Source organism: Trinickia terrae, from assembly GCF_005144415.1.
Classification (GTDB): Bacteria; Pseudomonadota; Gammaproteobacteria; order Burkholderiales; family Burkholderiaceae; genus Trinickia_A; species Trinickia_A terrae.
This window is the reverse complement of the sequence record NZ_SWJE01000005.1, coordinates 400,747-419,246: the sequence shown is the minus strand read 5'-3', so window position 1 is coordinate 419,246 and position 18,500 is coordinate 400,747. Positions and strand designations below refer to the sequence as shown.

Here is an 18,500-nt window from a genome sequence, read left to right as displayed (position 1 = left end):
CGTTGATGACATTCTTCTCCAGCGCGCAACCCGCTTGAAGTAGGAACACTCGCCGAAGTGCATGGGTAGAAAACGGTAGATAACCATGCGTTCGCCTCAAAGTTTCCCGTAGCTGTGCAGCCCGGACAGGAACATGTTGACGCCGAGGAACGCGAAGGTCGTCACCAGCAACCCCGTCAGCGCCCACCACGCGGCGACCGCGCCGCGCAGCCCCTTCATCAGGCGCATGTGCAGCCACGCTGCGTAGTTCAGCCAGACGATCAGCGCCCAGGTCTCCTTCGGGTCCCAGCTCCAGTAGCCGCCCCAGGCCTCGGCCGCCCACAGCGCGCCGAGAATCGTCGCGATCGTGAAGAAGGCGAAGCCGACCGCGATCGACTTGTACATCACGTCGTCGAGCACGTCGAGCCCGGGCAGGCGATCCGCCAGCACGCCCCGCTCCTTCATCAGGTACGCCACCCCGACCATCGCCGACAGCGCGAAGCTGCCGTAGCCGATGAAGTTCGCCGGCACGTGGATCTTCATCCACCAGCTTTGCAGCGCCGGCACGAGCGGCTGGATCTGCTGCGCGTCGCGCGAGATCGAATACCACATCAGGAAGCCGACCGCCGCGCTGATGATCAGCAGCACGAATGCGCCGAGCGCGCGCGTGTTGTAGTGCTGCTCGTAGTACAGATAGAAGAGCGCCGTGATGAGGCTGAACAGCACGAACACTTCGTAGAGGTTCGAGATGGGGATATGCCCGACGTCCGCGCCGATCAGGTAAGACTCGTACCAGCGCACCATCAGGCCCGTGAAGCCCATCAGCACCGCCGCCCAGGTGAGCTTGGAGCCGATCGCGCCGCCCGACGGCGAACGCGACAGCGTGCCGATCCAGTAGAACAGCGTGGCGAGCACGAACAGCGCGCTCATCCAGAGAATGGCCGACTGGCTCGAGAGGAAATACTTCAGGAAGAAGGCCGAATCGGCGCGCGACAGATCGCCTTGATAGATCTGGATCGCGAACAGCGACAGCACCGCGATGCCCGCAATCAGCAGGCGCGCCGGCTTCCAGCGCCATCCGAGCACCACGAACGCGGGCACCGAGCACACCAGCACCAGCTTGTCGTAGTAGTTCATGAAGCCGTGGTAGCGCGACAGCGCAAACCCCGCACCGGCGACCATCGCGAGCGCGAACAGCCAGTCGAATGCGTCGAGACGCAGCGGGAACGGGCGCTCGTCGTCCGGTGCGCATACGCGATCCGCGCGCGGCGCGGCCCGTCGCCGATGCAGTGGCCTGACCGCAGGCGCCGCGCCGTCATGAGAGGATTGAATGACTTTCATGATCTTCACCGAGATGGAACCGCGTACGGCCGGAATAAAAAACAGTGCCCCGCCCCGGGGGAGACGGAACACCGAAAGATCGTCGCCTGCGCCGGTCCGCCCGCGCGGCCTGCGGCACATGCGGCAGGCCGCGCCCGGTCATTGCCGCCTGGTCATTGATCGACCGGCGGGCTGGCCGATGCCTCGGCCTCCTGCGGAAACGCTTCAACGTATGCCGCGACGGCGCGCATGTCCTGCTCCGACATGTTCGCGCACACTGCCTTCATGACCGCACCGCGGGGCCGTGAGTCGGTTTCGCGGAAGACCTCGAGCTGCTTCATCACGTAGTCCGCATGCTGACCGGCGAGGCGAGGAAACTGGCTCAACCCCTCGCCATGCTGGCCGTGACACCCGATGCACGCCGCGACGCCCTTGTCCGGCAGGCCCGACATGAAAATCGCCTTGCCCGCGTTGATGAGCGCGAGATCGTCGGGGTCGCCGAGGACCACTTGCTGACTTGAAAAATACGTTGCGAGCTCGTCGATCTGCGCATCGGTCAGATGCGTGAAGCCCCACATGAACCGCTTCGCATTCGGATCGGAACGCGCGTGATTCTTGAAGTCCGTCAGTTGATCGACGAGGTACTCCTTGCGCTGTCCGGCCAGCTTCGGAAACGTCGGCGACACCGAAACGCCGGTCGCGCCATGGCAGTTCGAGCACACCTGCAACGCGATGGTCTTGCCCGACACGGCCGGGTTGTCGACTTGCCGCGACCGCTCCAGGTCGTGACAAGCCGACCCGGCCAGCAACATCGCAAGCGAGACGATATGGGCCACTTTGTTCATGTCACGAACCTCCTTGCCGCAATTTTTTCCACACCCTGAATCGATTCCGTCCGGCGACGGTGCGCATTCGCATCGACACGCGACGCGATATGCGCGACAGCCTCCCGTTACGCGTGTTCCAGCCTCCCAGGCGAACGGGAAACGCCCGACGGGACGTCACCATGAGGCGACCCATAGATAAAGAAACAGCGTGTCGTTGTCCCTCGCGTTGCGCCCGTTGCCGTCGTAGTTGGTCGACGCGCCGAGGAACTTGGTGAAGAACGTGTACTGGATGCCGACGCGAACGCGCTGGTCCGGCATCCAGAATATTTCGGGCATCCAGCCCTGGGTATTCGGATGGAAGTTCGCGCTGGCCGAGTAGTGCACGCTGTCCGGAGTGCCCGTCGTATTGAAGAACGAGAAGCTGACGCCGTACTTGTTCTGGTACACGTACGACGCCTTCAGGCGTAGTGAGTTGAGATCCGCGTCTGTGTTGTCGCCCAGCACGAAATTGTTCGGATCATGGATGTTTTCCCGCACATAGCGCGCTTGCGCGGTGATCGTGTGCGGTTCCAGCAGGTACTCGTACTGCGCGTCGAGGCCGTAATCGCGATAGCGCGTCGCCCCCGTGCCGAAGATCGGAAAATTGCTCGAGTCGTTCGGATAGAGATTGACGTTGAACCCGAACGCGCCAACCATCACGCTATGAGGTCCCCAGTCGTGCGTCAAGGCGACGCGTGCATACGGGTTGTAGCCGCGCAGATAGATCTGCGGGTGGACCGGATTCCCCTCCGTATTCCCGTGGCTCAGGAACGACCAGATGCCGTCGGCCGTACTGTATGCGGTCAGCTCCGCGTACACCAGCTTGTTCCAGTACAGGTAGGCGCCCGTGCCGACGGCCTGCGTCGCGAGGCTCCCGCCTTCGATGAGCGGCAGGTTCGGGATCTTGGCAACCGGGCTGATCGTCGACGAAATGTACGGGTAGCCCCATGCCGGCGCGGTGTTGAAGACGTCCTGCACGGTCGGATTGTTGTGCACCGTCGCGCCCACGATGAGATCGTTCGCGTCGGTCATGATCCGGTCGACGAAGCGGAAGTCGGTATTGTCCGACGTCCAGTGGCCTTTCCATCGGCCGTCGGGGTCCTGGTGATCGTAGTTGATGTAGGTGAACTGCGCGAAGCCGCCGATCTTGTCGGTAATCTTTCCGGCGAGGAAGATGCTCGCAAAGTCGAACATCGGAAGGCCATCCTTGGTATTGATGGGATTGCCGTTGGCGTCGCTGTTGAACCTCGTCTTGCTCAGATCGCCGATCGCCATCGCGGCGATCGGAACCGTGCGTTCACCGAGCGTATAGCCGTTCAGCTTGAACATCCGCCCATACGGCGTGAGTTCCGGGAATTGCCCGCCCGCGTGACACGCCACGCAGCTTTGTCCGGTCTGCCGCGCGAAGATCGGCAGCGCCTGCGCGACCGACACCTGCAGCAATGCCAGCGTCGCTAGCGCGACCGTCCAGCCGCGACGAAGCCAGTCATGACGTTTGCCATGGCCGACAAGGATGTTTGTCATGGCTGTTTCCCCTTACGCCGTATGCCGCCACTTTGCGACGCGACATTCGAACGTCGCGCGATGACTTCATTGTGTAGAGGGCCGATCGGAACCGGCATGGGGCACTCCCCTCTTATCGCGGTCTGATCTCTACCCGATCTCTACACCGGTCGTTCTGGCTTTTCTGGCTTTTCTGGCTTTTCTGGTTTTCGTAAAACCTGTTTTCGCGCCGGTCCGTATAGTCCGTCCCTCCCCGGGACCGGGGTCACTTTGGTCTTGCCCAAAGTAACCAAAGGCGTGTCTTAGGCAGACGGCCTGGCCCGGAGGCACTCAGTGCTATAGGGGATAGCGTTCTGTGGGCGCCTGTTACCGCGCGCCGTACGTCCCGTCAGCACGCGGCACGGAATCAAGCCCATACGAATCAAATCAGTGTCAGCGGTTAGGAAAGGCCGAAGAGGCTTGTCATCTGCGCCATAGGGCGCCGCCAAATCGACGCCTTCTTTTTGTTTCGGCGCAGCGTCATTCCGTGCCTCTTGCTAACGGGACGAACGGCGGGCGACAACGGTAGCCCTCAGACCGCTACCGCCAACAGGACTGAGTGCTTCCGGGCCAGGCCGTCCGCCTAGGACACGCCTTTGGTTACTTTGGGCAAGACCAAAGTGACCCCGGTCCCGGGGAGGGACGGACTATACGGACCGCCGCGAAAACAAGTTCCACGAAAGCCGAATGCTAAAAGCCTCAAGGGACAATCCAGTCCCCGTCGGCAACGAGCTTCATGCGATCCGGCCCGGCGAACCGGACGATATAGCCGCCCTTCGACGCGAAGCGCTGCCCGGGCGCCAGCGTCAGGCGCGGATAGTAGCCGGTCAGGATGCGGCGTTCGAGCATGTCCTGAATGCGCTCGACGAGGTATTCGCGCACGAATGCGTCGACCAGGTGGCTGAGCGTTTCGGCGAGCAGGCCGCACGCGAGATACGTGTCCGCCTGGACCTGCGGCGCGACCATCGGAATCTGCCGGATCGTGAACCAGCCGAACGCATAGTCGACGCGCACGCGCCGCCCCTCTGGCAAGTCGAACGGATAGGCGATTCGCGTGACGCCGCGCCAGCTCGCCGGCAACGGCGTGTTGTCGAGCCCGCCGAGGAGCCCCGACATGAAGACCGTGTCCGAAGCCGGCGGCGCATGGCCGAGCGCCGCGATGTCGGGCGCACGCAGCCACAGCACGAGCACATCCTCGCGCGGCATCCGATGCAATACGTGAGCGATGCCGTCACCGGGTGCGAGCGCATGATTCGACACCGCGATGCCATGCCCTTTCAGCGCGGCAGCGAGCGCCTGTGCGCCCCGCTCGCCGTTGTCGCCCGTGCGATAGACCTGCCAGACCCTTTTCACCGCTTTCGGCGCCGTCCTCGCACCGGCTTCGTCGAGAATGCGCTTCGCGATCAGATCCGACTCGAGCAACACGCCCTTCGAGAAGTACACCGAATAGAAATCGTGATCCGTTTCGACCGGAACCTCGACGTTCGGAAAGAGACACGGCACGGCCTCCTCTTCACAGAAATCGTGCACGGGCGCCCAGTTCCTGCCGCCCAGTCCCGACACCACGGCCAGCACCGGCTGCCGCGCCAGATACTGCCTCAGCTGCTCATGCCATGTGTCGGGCGCCCCCTTGAGTTCCCACACATGCAGTTCCCAGCGGCGATTGACCATGAACATCATCTTTCGCGTCGAGCGCAGCGGCGGGGTCGCGCCGAGCGGAAACGCATTCTTGTCCGCGAAGTAGTGCTGCAGAACGTCGAGCATGCCGGCCCGCTTCACCGGGTCCGCATCCGGCGTGATGATCGTCGCGAAATGCAGCACCGTGTCCGTCACGCCCGACGGCTTGCGCTGATCGAGGCGCTGCAGATAGCCGATCAGCGCGGTCATATCGGCATCGTTGAGCGCGTACTGCGGCATCAGGCTGCTGAGCGGCTGGCCTTCGGAGTTGACTCCTTCGCGCACGGCTCGCGCGAGTGTTTCCTCCGTGTACGGTTCGCGATCGGTGTGCATGCCGGGAACGTAGGGTATGTCGAGATCCTCGGCGGTTTGCGCGCGTGGATGGACCAGGTAGCGCCACGTGATCGGCGGGATGGTGCTATTGCCTTCCTTCGAGCCCAGACCGCTGTGCCGATGGCAATTGATGCACGCGGCGCCGGCGCCTTGCAGGCGCACGCCGCCTTCATGCACCGCCACGAGCGGTTCGCCCGAACCCAGGATGCCGCGCTGGTAGATCGCCGCGCCCGCGTCCGCCGGCGTGACGGACGCCCCCGCGCTCCCCTCCCCGCAGCTCGCCTCGCCGGCAGGCACGATCAGCGCGGCCAGCAGCATGCACCGCACGAACATGCGTGCCGCAGGCGAGCGTGCTCCCGCGAGGGCTCGCAGCCGCTCCCGGTTGGCGTTCATGGCTGTGGCGTCGGCGGGCTTGCGGCCGGCTGCGCCGGGAACGCATCGGCATCGATCGCAACCGAACGGCGCCGCCCCGGCGATGCGGGCCTGGCGAAGATCGCATCGTCGAGCGGCGGATTCAGCGACACCTTCTCGATGATCAGCGTGTCCTTCTTCGGCGACGCCGCCGCACCGCTTTCGATCTTGAGCGGTATCTGCAGTCCGTCGATGCTCTTGTAGTCGCTATAGATCACCTCCACGGTGACCGGGCCGCGCGGCCCATGCACCTCGCGGTCGTACTTCACGTCCAGAAACGTTCGACCGTCGATCCACACATGGCGGATCGCGCCGGAAGGCAGCTTGAGCGTGAGCCGGTAGGCGTCGTGTCCGCCCACCTGTTCGACGCCGTCCAGCGTCACGCCGACGCCCTTTGCCTCATGGTCGATCAGCGGCCCGTCGATCACCTGCTCGTCGCGCGCGGACGTCAGCTCGTCCCCCGAGTACGGCCGCAGGCTCGGGCTGCCCGCCCCGCTCCCGCCCAGCCTCCAGCCTTCGTGGCCGTCGAATACGCGCAGCGCCTTCTGGTTGAACACGGTGATCTCGAAGCGCGTCTTGTTCGGGCGTTTCATCGCGAGGATGAACGGCATATCCCGCACAGGGGCGTTCGCACTATCCACATGGCCGGACCAGACCATCGTCTGGATCTTGCGCCATGCGTCGAGCCCGCCCCTCGCCGCGGTGTTCTTCTCGATGATCTGGTCCGCGCTCAGACTCTGCCCCGGTAGTTGCTGGCACGCGCACAAGGCCGCCATCACGCAGCCGGCGAGCACCCACGATCGGATTCGTTCCATGGCCTTCGCCCCCACACGAATGTCCGGCTAGTGGCTCGTCACCTTGGCGATGCTGAGCGGCGGCTTGCCGAACATCGCATCGTCGGCCGGCTCGTTCACCGCGACGTGATCGATCGCAATCTTGCGCGTCGGCTTGACGCCGCTCACGACGGTCTCGAGCGTATGCGGGATGACAAGGCCGTTCTCCTTCTTGTAATCGCGATAGAAGACGGCGACGCTGTGCGTCCTGCCGTCGAGCACGCGCTGCTCGCCGTCGATTTTCAGTTCGAGAAAGCTCGACGCATCGACCCATAGGCGGCGCTCCGAGCCATCCTTCGCCGTCAGCTTCAGCACGTACGCGCGGTGTCCTTCCACCATCTCGGTGCCGAGCGCCTGGACCGTCGTGCCCTTGTTCGCGTAGTCGATCAGCGGGCCGTCGAGCTCGGCCGACGCCGCGGCGGACTTGAGCTGCGCCGGCGTATACGGGTCGACTTCATTGCGTCCGAGGTACGGCCTGACGGTCCAGCCTTGCGAGCCGTCGTACACCTGCAGCGCAGTCTGCTGCTCGAATTGAATCTCGAGCCGGCTCTTGTGCGGACGCTTCAGCGTCAGCGTGAACGGCAGCCTGACATTCTTCGTGCCGCCTGCATCGAGCTCTCCCGTCATCTTCATCGACGAGACCGCTCGCCACGCCTGCAGCCCCCCGCGGGCCGCGACATTGCGCTCGACGATCTGCGCCGCGCTCAGATGCGATGCCGACGGCGCTTGAGCATTCCCCGCCGCCGATGCCGCGAACGCGGTCTGGCCGCACGCCAGAAAGGCGGCGGCGCAGGCCGCCGCAATCGACTTGAAAAGAAACCGGTTCATGACTTGACTCCCCGTTGAAAGGCCGCCTGTCGCCAACGTGCGGCCGGATGCGCCAGTGAGCGATTACTCGACCACCAGCCCGTCGATATGGAGCGAATCGATCTGGATGCTGACCCGTTCGCCGCGCTTGATCGGCTCGCCCTTGTTGGAAAACACCATCCAGTACTCCTGTCCCGCCTCCAGGTGACCGGTCTGCCGCAGCGCGCCGATCTGGTCCATCACCGGAATCACGAGCACCGCGTGGCTGGATTGCCCGTACAGATACGCGGGCGCCTTCGTGTCGGCGAGCGGTCGCGCCCGCTGCGGATCGGTCACCCGGTAGCTGAAGCGAATCAGGTTGCCCGACGCGGTGCTGCGCACGTGCAGGTCGCTGATGCCTTTCGCCGACTGGTAATAGGCCTTCGCGTGCCGCGGCAGGCTCACGGGCTGGTACGGCGAGTGAGCCTGAGCGGCCGGCGCGGCCTGCCCGGCCGCGGCCGGCTGAGGCCGGACCGCGACGAGGCAGGCACTGCCCGCGAGCAGCAGCGCCGATGCTGTACGAGACGTCGAACGTTTCATGGCAGCGCCCCCGTGATCGGCGCGGGCGTCACCGGTGCCGGGTTCGGCGTCTGCACCGGGGCCTGCAACAGCACGCCTGCCGGCAACTGCGCCCCGCCACCGAGCAAGCCCGCGAATCCGCGGAGGTTCTGCGGAAGGAGGCCGGCGAGACCGGACGGCTGGCTCCCCAACGCGAGCGGGTCGATCTGAGCGCTGCCGAACAAACCGGGCAAGCCGGGCTGCACGAACTGGACCGCGCCGATGTCGAATCCTCTGGCTTGCGGCCGCGGCGTGCCGAAGATGTCGTGATTCGGCGCACCGTTCCCCGTGGCCGCGCCGATCGCCGGCGACCCGCTCGTGATCGAGTAGTTGCCCATCATCACGTTGTAGCCAGGCTGGCCTGACGCAAGCGCCGCGTTGAACAGCGACAGCGGTCCGTACGACATGTTGATCCACTGGTTGCCTTCGTCGGGGGTCGCCGTCGGCAGCAGGCCGAACAGCGGGTTCGGGATGACCGCATCGGCGATTCCGGGCGGCACGGCAAAGCCGTTTCCGCCGGCTTCCGGCGGCACGCGCGAGCCGTTGCAGTACTGGCCGACCGTCCGCGGGTTCGCCGCGAGGTTGGTCGCGCTATAGCCCGTGGTGCTGGTCATGATCGAGTGCGTCGGGTTCATCTTCATCCCCGCTTGCGGACTGGCAGGCCCGGTGTCGCCGTACGCGCCGATGTCCCAGTAGACCGGCGGATTCTGGCCGCCCGTCGCGCAGAAGCCAGTCGGGTGCCCCTTCTGGTTCAGGTCCGGGTTCAACGTCACCGCGTTCTGCACGCCGGGTATGTTCGGATTCGGCTGCGAACTCACCGAGATGTAGAACGAGCGGTTTTGCCAGAACACGTTGTTGGTCAGCACCGGGTTCGAGAACTTCATGCAGTTCGGCTCGCCCACCGGACACGTGATTTGCCCGTGGAAGTTCGCAGGCGGCGTGAACGCGTTCATGAGGTTCTGCGAATGGGTCGCAGTCTCCAAGCCGGCCGGCTGATTCGTCGAGGTCGCGATGTAGCCGGTGCACGTCGTTTCCGCGCTGTTCGGGCTGCTCGTGCATCCCGGCGGCAGGACGTTCGACTGCGAAGCCGCCGGCGTATTGAACAGCACGCCTGCGGAAGCCGTCGCATCGTTCGCGATCACCGTGTTGTTGATGAACTTCACCCGCACCGCATCCTGCAGCGACACGCCGCCGCCCGACCAGCCGGCCACGTTGTCCGCGATGATGTTGTTGATCACGCGAACCTGATACCACTTCTCCGGGTTGGTGAGGTTGCGCTGCACGTCCGTGCCGTTGACGTTCTGCAGCCGCAGACCGCCGCCCTTCCCGCTTTCCGCGGTGTTGCCGATGATCAGGTTGCCGTCGATCACGAGATCCGGGCCGACGCCGTCGGAAAGCTGAGGCGCGCAATCGACGTCGACAGTCGAGTTCTCGCAGTACGTGCCGTCAGGAGGCACCCCCTGGGCGATGATGCCGCCGCCGTACGTCGGCAGCGTCGGGTTATTGCTCTGGTTGAACAACACCACGTTGTGCGACAGGTCGCCGTTGTAGCTGAACCCGAAGTGCGCGACGCCTCCGCCGTCGCCGCCGCTGAAGTTGCCGCACACCCAGTTGTAGTTGAAGCGGTAGTAGTCGGCGCCCGAGCAGAAGGTCACGCCGCCGGACGACGCTGGCGTGGTCGAATTGATTTCGTCGCCATACGACGCGTTGGCCGTGACCGCGTTGTTATGGATGTTGACGTACGTGTTGTACAGGAACGGCAGCTGCGTCACGCCGTCCGCGGCGATGGTCCCGTCCGGAACCTCCACCTGGCCGACCGTGATGCCGCCCGTGAGCGTGCCGGCGTTACCCGTCACCCGGTTGTTCGACACCTCCGTGTAATGGTTCCAGCCGTGCAGGAAGACTCCACCGCCGCCTTGCGAGCTGTTGGTGAACGTGATCCCGTCGACGCGCGACGGATTGCACAGGAAGTTGCTGTAGTTCGGGTTGTTCGGGTCCGTCGTGCAATCCTTGTTGGTGAGCAGCGTGCAGACGCCGTTCGCGGTGCAGTTCGTGCTCGGCTGCACGCCCTTGGCGAGAACCGTAATGCCCGCGCCTTCATACGCGCCCAGCAGCGAGGGCTCCATCAGCAATTCGCCGAGGTTGCCGTTCTGGTTGCTGTCCCAACCGACAGTCGGCTCGAACGGTATCGGATCCGCGTGACCCAGCATCGTCGCCGGGCACTGATAGGTGCCGGACGGATCGTACGGGTTGTTGGTCGGCGAGATCGGCTTCGTCGGGTCGTAAGTGGGCGAAACTGCTCCGCCGTCCAGCGAAGTGCCGAACAGGCACGAAACCAGCCTGCGCCACGGATCGAGCTTGCCCGACGGATGCGTGTTCGCGTTGACCGTCACCGACGGCGCGCCGACGCCTTGCAGCCGGACCGGCTTCCACATCACCAGCATTTCGGTGTACATTCCCGGCCCGACGACGATCAGGTCGCCCGCCTTCGCGTTGTCGATCGCGCTCTGGATCGCGTTGTTCGCGCCGTTCTCGCCATTCACGTAGGCCGGCGGATTGCCGCCGATCGTGACGGTGACCGTGTCGATCGACCGCTTGCCGTTGCCGGACGTGATCACGAGCTCGCCGCACTGCGTCGCGGGTGCGCCCATCTGCTTGATCGTGCAGGTCGAGGGCACCGTCAGCGACGGCAGCGTCGGGATGCTCAGGTCGGGCGCGGTGACGACGATCTTCTGGTCGCTCCAGGACACGACGTGCGCATTGACGCCCGCGATCGTCACCGATCCCGTTCCCTGCTGAGCGCCGAAGCCATAGTGGCGCGTAATGAACTTCTGGTTGAACGGCGCCGTGCTCTGGCTCGGTCCCGTGTACGCGTTGTTCGAGACCTGCTGGTCGCCGAGCGCGTTGATCGTCAGCTGCTTGCCGGGCGCGCTGACCCACGGGCCCGCACCCGTGCCGATCGCATCGCCGGTCACGCTCGAGATCGCGGGCGTCGCGTCCGGATACGCGCAGTCGGGCTGGTTGTACCCGTCGGCGAATGCCTGCACCGGCACCACCGGCGTGTCCATGTATTGCGTCTGTCCAGGCATGAACGGAATCTCGTAACAGAACTGGCTATACGCCGGGTTGTAAAGTGGATCGTTCATCGTCTTGCCGGGGTTCTTCGGATCGGGAATCGGACCCGGGTCGTTCATGCACGCGACCATCATCGTCGGCGCATAGCCGGTCGGGTTCGGAGGATTGACCTGCCATGTCGAGAAAGTCAGCCCGTTGTAGATGCCCCATTGATCCGAATACGTGCGCGAGATTTCGTTGCCGGTGTAATCCTTGAACGAAACCGGCACGTTCGGCACCGCGAACTTCTCGCCGAATTGCGGCGAATACGGATCGAACTCCGACGAGAAGTCGTCGAGCATGAAGCCCGTGTAGTGCGCGGCGACGTGCGTCGAGCTGTAGATCCAGAACTTCGCGAGCACCGAATCCTGGTCCGTGAGCTGCACCTCCTTGCGGTCGCACAGATGGCGCGACGCGCCCGCGAACGGTGCGACCTCCTTCGATCCGGGGAAGATGCTCATGTAGTCCGGCACGATGCGCAGTTCGCCGGCGCACGGCCAGAACCGCTCGACGCTGCCGGTGTCGCCTTCGGCGTGCGGCGAGGAGCCGAGGTCCGTGGTCATGTTCTGCGCGTTGTTCGCGTTGTAGCTCGAGTTCACCGCAGCCTGGTCGGGAATGATGAAGACGTTGCCGATCCCGCCGAACTGCTGCGTCACGGGCGCGATGTAGTTGTCGCCGATCAGGATGTTCTTGTCCTCCTCCTTCACCAGCTCGTAGCCCGGCGGCACGATGATCTCGACCACGTACTTGCCGGGGGGCAGCATCGGCGTGCCGTCGACGGGATTCTTCCCGACGCAGATCGTGCAGTTCGACGCGACCGGCTTGCCGCTCGTATCCGTCGCCGTCACGCTCGGGAACTTGTACATCCCGTCGTAAGGCGCGGGCTGGATCTGGTTGAACGAGTGCATGCCGTCGTAGCACTTGAACTGGGCGTTCGCAGGCAGCTGACGATGCGTCGGATCGAGCCAGTTCGTGCTGTTCTTCAGCGTGAAGAAGTACGGGTCGTTCGGATCCTGTCCCGGACAGTTCATGTTCGGCGTCGCGCCGTCGGCACGGAAGCCCTGCGCCCAGTCGTCCCAGCTCGACGTCTTGGTCGTGTCCACGAGCGTCAGGTTCGTGGTGCCGTCCATGGCCGTGCCTTCCTGATACAGGTTCACCGTGACGTTCGGCACGTCAGGCGTCCACTTCGTATGGATGAGCAGCGTCGGGTCGTCGAACGGCCGCGTCGATGCGTAGATGACCTCGCCGCGGATCCCGCCGTTCTCGCCCGTCGCAAACGGCGTCTTGCCGAATTCGATGAACGAGTTCTGACCGGAAAAGCCCTGCCACGCCTCCGAAGTCACCCAGGGCGGGTCGACTCTGCCGGTCGAACCGCTGCCCGTCGACGTGCAGTCCGCATCCGCGCAATACCGCGCACCCGGCACCTGCAGGTTCGAAGGAAGCGGCACGGTTTCGGCCGTGTTGGCGAAGTACTTGGCAATGGTCGAATTCCCGCTGCCCGGCGCGCCGGTGCCGTCGACCGGGCCGCCCGCGTCATAGACCACGTGCGTGCCGGTCGGCTTGAAGCGCGTCATGTCGTCGTCCACCACATACCAGTTGAACAGCGGGAACACTTCGTTGTACGGCGCATAGCCGTTCCCGTCCGTGGCGTTGAAGTTCGAGTAGCTCCCGTCGCGGAACCGCATGTTGACCGACGCCAGCGCGATGCCCGGGTCGTCCGGATGCGAGACGCCGTCACCGTGAAGGTCGATGAAGGTCCGCGTATAGAGATTCGTCTGCCACTGGAGCACCGAAATCTCTCCGACGTCGACCATCGTGTTTCCCTTGGCATCCGGAAGCTGGACCGCCTTCGCGAGCCCATCGACGATCTGGTCGTTCCATTGATCGAAGATCGTGATGCGCGTCGTGCCGCTGGGCAGGCCGTCGATTTCGAAGTTGCCCTTGTTGTCGCACTTGGTAAAGCCGTAATCCTCTCCGTCCGGGTCGCCGACGCTCACGTAGCATTGCGTGAAGGCCAGCGAATCGCGCGTCCCGCTGCTATACAGGTTCTCGTTGGGCGGACGGCTGTAGTGCAGGTTCGTCACGTGGCCCTTGACCGAGTTCGCGCACGGACCCGTGTCGCACAGCCCCGTCTTGCTGGCATTGGTCCTGCGCGCATTGATGATCGCCGGATTCGCGAAGCCGATCGAAACGTGATAGCCCGCCGGTCCGAATTCCTGGAAGTACGCCGGCCCGCCGGCCTTGATGAACGCATCGTGGCCCTTCTCGCCGTCGAGCGTGTTGGTCTGCAGCCATTCCTCCCCACGTCCGATTCTGTCGGCTGCCGGCGTCGCGACCACGCCGTACCGGCCCGGCATCAGGTTGGCAATCACGGCCTGACCGACGAGCGGCGACAGCGTCTTGCCGTCCGACTCGTATTTCGGGCAGGTCGGAATCATGCCGATCAGGCCGTCGGTCGACGCCGAGATCGGGCAGGCATTGAGCCCCGAGATCGGGTCGATGGTTCCCTGCAGCGAATTCGACAGCGGCATGTTGAACATGTCGTAGGTCATCTGCCCGGTCGCATCGCCCGTGCCGCCGGCATCGTCCCAGAGCTTGATCTCGAAGCCGCCGAGGCCGGGCTCGCGCGCCGTGCCGAAACCGTCGGATCCGCCGCTGACATCCACTTCGCCGTTGAGCGGCGCATCGTCCTCGAAGACGAACACCGAGAGCTTCGCGGTCGGATACGGCGTTTCCGTCAGCAGCACGTTGACCTGCCCCGCTTGTCCGGCAGCGGTCTGTCCTGCCTGCGCGGCCGCGATCTGCGCGGGCGTGATCGGCGCGCCGCCCATCGTGTGCCCGCACAAGCCGGTGCCCGGCGCGAAATCCTTGCCGCTCGGACCCGACGGGCAGTCGAGCGCGATGCTGAACTGGCGATTCGCGCCGCTGGGCGCATTGCCGCCGCCGTTCGAGAACGTGTTGCCGGCGTCGCCTGGCAGGATCGAGATGTAGTAGTGCTTGGTCGGATCGAGCGCCACGTACTTCGGATCGACCGGAGCCTGTTGCGACACGTTCGTACCCGTGCGGCACGCGCCGTTGCCGACGTCGCAGACGGTCGGCAGGTGCGAGTTGGTCGCCGGGTCGTACACGGTCTGCCCGGATTCGCACGCGACGACCCCCACGCAGCCCGAGGCGACCACCGGCATGTAGCTCGTATGGAAGTTCGTGCCGAGCGTCGGGACCGGCAGCGGCGGGCAGGTCGCCGGCCGCGACGTCGCCGAGTTCACCTGGCAGGCCACATCGATCTGCATCGTGCGGTCTTCCTCGATGATCCAGCGATAGTCGGTGAGCTGAACGTTCTTGTTGGGCGCCGTGGCGTCCGGCGCCATGCTCGGCGCATCCATCACGTTGATCTGGAGGCCGCTGCCGGGATTGAAGGTCACGGTCACGGTGCCGGGCTTGCTCGTCTGGTTCTGCGTATTGGTGACGGTGTACTGGAACGTCATCGACTGCGCAGCCTGACCGCTCGTGGCGAGCGGCGGAGTCGCCGGCGACGCGGTGAACGAGCCGTCCGGATTCAGCGTCACGGTCCCGTTCGCCGCGCTCGACGCAACGATTTGCGCAGTGAGCGGCAGCCCGGCAGGATCGTTGGCGCTCGCGAGCACGCCGGGCGCGCCGATCTGCACGCGCGACGCAATGTTGCTCGCGAAGCTGGCACTACCCGCGGTCGGCGTCGACAGGCATTTGTTGCTCGTCGTGCACGCGGTCAGCGTCACCGTCGCGGTCACCGGCGGAGCGCCGTTCGTCGACTGATAGACGAAGCTGTCGTTCGTCCCGCTGCTCGACAGATACGTGAACGTGCCGTCCGTGTTCAGCGTGAGCGTGCCGTTGGCAGGGTTCGTCTGGACCTTCACGCCGTATACGCCCGAGGTGTTCGCGATCACGCCCTTGGCCGGGTCCGACACGGTCAAGGTCGTGCCCGGCACGAAGTAGTAGTTCGCGCCCGCGGCCGTCGGCGTTTCGCCGATGCCGGCGGTCGCCGACGGCTGTGCATTGTTGACCGCGATGTAGCCTTGCATCCCGCCGTCGCGCTGGTTGTTGGTCGACAGGCTCAGCTGGCGGTCGTACACGGGCAAAGCCCCGGCGGCCGGCGCGTTCACCATCACGTCGTACGTCTTGCCGGCGGCCATGAACACGGAGTTCTGGATGCGCGGGTTGCCGGGCAGCGCGTTGCCGTCCTCGGCGACGAGCGAGAACCCGGGAACCGACGGATTGCCCGTTTGCGCGCCGACCACCGCGGGAATATGCATGCGCAGGCCGGCGTTCACGAGGCGCACGAGGACCTGTCCGGTCGACGCCGGCACGTTCGCGCTCGGCGGGAATGCCGACGCGTTCGGGTTCGTGCGATCGAAGGCGACGCCGTTGATCAGGTAATAGCGCGGATCGTAGTTCACCACCGGCGGATAGCAGGTGCCGAACGATAGGGACTTCGAATTGCCACACCCGCCCGGCTGACCCGACCACGCCGCGGTTTCGCTGAAGCCTTTGGTCGCGACGGCCGCGGCGACCGCCGCGTTCTGCACGGGATCGATCTCGCCCATCACGAGCGGCACGTCGGCGTCATAGCAGGTTGCCGTACCCGGATAGGCCTGATTCGTCGACGCGCAGGTCGAGCTGGGCACGCTCGGGCTCTTCACGACCAGCACGCCGTAGAGACCCATCGGCCCCTGGATCGACGGGTGCGTGCCCGACTCGAGCAGATAGGTGCCGGGCTTGAGGTTCGGCCAGGTGAGCGTCGTATGCGACGTCGGATCGGTGCTCGGCGCCACCTCGGTCCCGAACGACTGGATGCGCGGCCCTTGCGCGGGCGGCGTGAATGCCGCGGGCGGCGACGAGTACGCCGTCCCGGTGGCCGTGGAAGACGAGACAATCGGCCAGGTCGTGGCGGTTTGCGTCGGGTGCGGCGGACTCGCCACGGTCGTCGGCGCGCTCCCCAGCCCACCACCCAGCTGCCCCACGATGACGAGCGAAGTCGGCACCGGGGCCGGCAGGTTGTTCGTCAGGTTGATCTGCAGCTGCCCCGCCGGCGCGGTAATCACCACCGGCGACCAGTTCGCGCCGGCCCCCGGATTCGCCGCCGCACAGGTGGCGTTCGCGGCCGGCACCGTCGCGACGGCAGCCGGCGTGCAGGTGTAGCCCCACATCGGCACGGACTGTCCGTCCGGCAACATCGCCGTGGAGGCCTTCGCCGTCAGATTGACGACCGCCTGAGCAAAACATGCCTCGCCGGCCGTCAGCAACATGGATGCTGCGACCCCCGCCTTGAACAGACCAAGGAACGTCGCTGTGAGCTTGGTGGATCTCATCGCGTTTCTCCCCACCTCTAATTGGATTCGTCGATCGGAAATACCGGGGGATCGACGAGCATCATCATCATCATTCCGCCAGGGAAGATGTTGTTCGTCGTAATCTCGCGCTCGTTATGCGAGTGCCACATGAACGCGAAGCCTGCTTCGGTTGCCGCCGGGTTCAGGTTCGTGCTGGTCGGCGGCGACGTTCCCGTCGGGGACGTGGCTCGCGTCGTCGCATCCGGTCCGAGATACGGACTGCCGCCATACCAGGAGCCGTTCGTCAGGACGTGCGAATCCGGCAGCGTGACCGGTCCGCCACTGGCGACCTTGCCGAACGGCGCCTTCTCGAGCGCCTTGCCGTGGTCCTGGCACCACTCGTAGTAGTTCGGCGCATTGCGCGGGGCCGGAGGATTCGAGGCCGTCGTGTAGTAGCCGTTCGCATCCGGGACGCAGACGCTGCCGTCGCCCGGGTAGTGTGCGTAGACGTCCCAGTTCAAGCCCCTGCCGGTCCAGTAGAAGATCCCGTCCATCGTGAGGCCCGGCGTCGTGGTCGTCGTGAACAGCAGCGGACCGGCCGGCAACTGCGGCTTCGCCGGGTTCGCCGGGTCCACCGGGCTCAGCAGCAAGTTGCCGTCGCGCGCGAGCACACGCACGTGATTGCCGTGCTCGTGGAACGGATGCTGCCAGCGGCCCGTGCCGATGATCCGCAACAGCACCAGTTCGCCGGGATGCATGTGCGGGTTGCCGTTATACGGCTGGTGCGGGTACTGCGGCGCGTAGTTCGGATCCATGTCGTCCGGCATCGAGCGGCCGTTGACCATGAAATACGCCGGGTGATAAGGCTCGGTCTCGACGGTCATGCAGCCGTTCGGCTTCGTGCACGACGTATTCGCCCCGACCTGTTGCTCCGCCTGCTGATGGATGCGCGGATCCATTTCGGAAAACTGAAATAGATACTCACGATCGTAACAGGCCGCGCTGTTGTCGAAGGCCGCCGGCGCGTTGCGGAAATCGTGCTGGCCGAAGGGCCGGCCCGAATCCGGGAGCGCCATGCAGCCCGCCGTGTTGACCGACGTATTCGGCAGCACGATGATCGCGCCGTAGAGCCCCATCTCGATCTGCAGATCGCCCTGCGTGCCGCTGTAGTACGTGTGCGTGCCCGGCGTCGATGCGACGAACGTGTACGTGACCGTCCCGCCGTGCGGCGCCTCCTGCACCAGCAGTCCCGGCACGCCATTGCTGGCGGATGCGGTGCAGGTCTTTCCGTCCGTGCTCAACGTCCCGTTGCACACGGTGAATCCCGGAAACAGGATCGACGTGTTGCCGGCTGCCGCGGGCAGATTGTTGGTCAGCGTCACGGTGATGATGTCGCCCTGCCTGACGATCAGCGTCGGACCGGGAATCTGCATCGTCGGACAGGTCGCGCCGACGATCGTCGACGGCGAGAAGACCAACGGCGTCGCGTTGGTCGCCGCGCAACCGTAGCCCCAGGAATAGACGCTCGATCCGTCGGGCTGGGTGATGCGAGCCTCCTCTGCGTTCAGGTTGAAAACCTTGCCGGTGATGCCCGGCGCAGCGGCCTGTGCGTGCAGCGAGAGCAACGCGGCAAGCGTCGCGACGCCGATGCGTGCGAGCTGTCGAAGGTGCGCGAGAGTCGCGGTCCACGCGCGGTGAGTGATGTGTCCCACGGT

9 protein-coding genes are annotated in these 18,500 nt (G+C 65.0%); all 9 read right to left on the bottom strand.

The features are described 5' to 3' along the window. Positions 1-96 precede the first annotated feature (96 nt). On the bottom strand, positions 97-1,320 hold the full coding sequence (gene ccsB, locus FAZ69_RS11155) for a c-type cytochrome biogenesis protein CcsB (protein WP_136894283.1): 1,224 nt from the start codon (positions 1,318-1,320) through the stop codon (positions 97-99). Positions 1,321-1,472: 152 nt separating this feature from the next. After that, positions 1,473-2,144 carry a c-type cytochrome gene (locus FAZ69_RS11150; RefSeq protein ID WP_136894281.1) on the bottom strand — a complete coding sequence of 224 codons (672 nt, stop codon included), beginning with the start codon at positions 2,142-2,144 and terminating at the stop codon, positions 1,473-1,475. Positions 2,145-2,300: 156 nt separating this feature from the next. Then, positions 2,301-3,689: a cytochrome C gene (locus FAZ69_RS11145; RefSeq protein ID WP_136894279.1), complete on the bottom strand. Its 1,389-nt coding sequence runs from the start codon at positions 3,687-3,689 to the stop codon at positions 2,301-2,303. A 717-nt stretch (positions 3,690-4,406) separates the two neighbouring features. Further along, complete coding sequence (locus FAZ69_RS11140; RefSeq protein WP_136894277.1) at positions 4,407-6,110, bottom strand: c-type cytochrome; 1,704 nt, start codon at positions 6,108-6,110, stop codon at positions 4,407-4,409. Beyond that, entirely contained in the window at positions 6,107-6,943 is an 837-nt protein-coding gene (locus tag FAZ69_RS11135) for a LolA-like protein (RefSeq protein WP_136894276.1), read from the bottom strand. Before FAZ69_RS11135 ends, FAZ69_RS11140 begins: the two co-directional genes overlap by 4 nt. A gap of 27 nt (positions 6,944-6,970) precedes the next feature. After that, a complete protein-coding gene (locus FAZ69_RS11130) occupies positions 6,971-7,789 on the bottom strand; it encodes a LolA-like protein (protein ID WP_136894274.1) in 819 nt (272 codons plus the stop codon). 63 nt (positions 7,790-7,852) lie between these two features. After that, positions 7,853-8,347, bottom strand: a complete 495-nt coding sequence (locus tag FAZ69_RS11125) for a hypothetical protein (protein ID WP_136894272.1) — start codon at positions 8,345-8,347, stop codon at positions 7,853-7,855. After that, positions 8,344-16,824, bottom strand: a complete 8,481-nt coding sequence (locus FAZ69_RS11120; RefSeq protein ID WP_136894270.1) for an Ig-like domain-containing protein — start codon at positions 16,822-16,824, stop codon at positions 8,344-8,346. Before FAZ69_RS11120 ends, FAZ69_RS11125 begins: the two co-directional genes overlap by 4 nt. A 17-nt stretch (positions 16,825-16,841) precedes the next feature. After that, positions 16,842-18,497, bottom strand: a complete 1,656-nt coding sequence (locus FAZ69_RS11115; RefSeq protein WP_136894268.1) for a multicopper oxidase family protein — start codon at positions 18,495-18,497, stop codon at positions 16,842-16,844. Positions 18,498-18,500 lie beyond the last annotated feature (3 nt).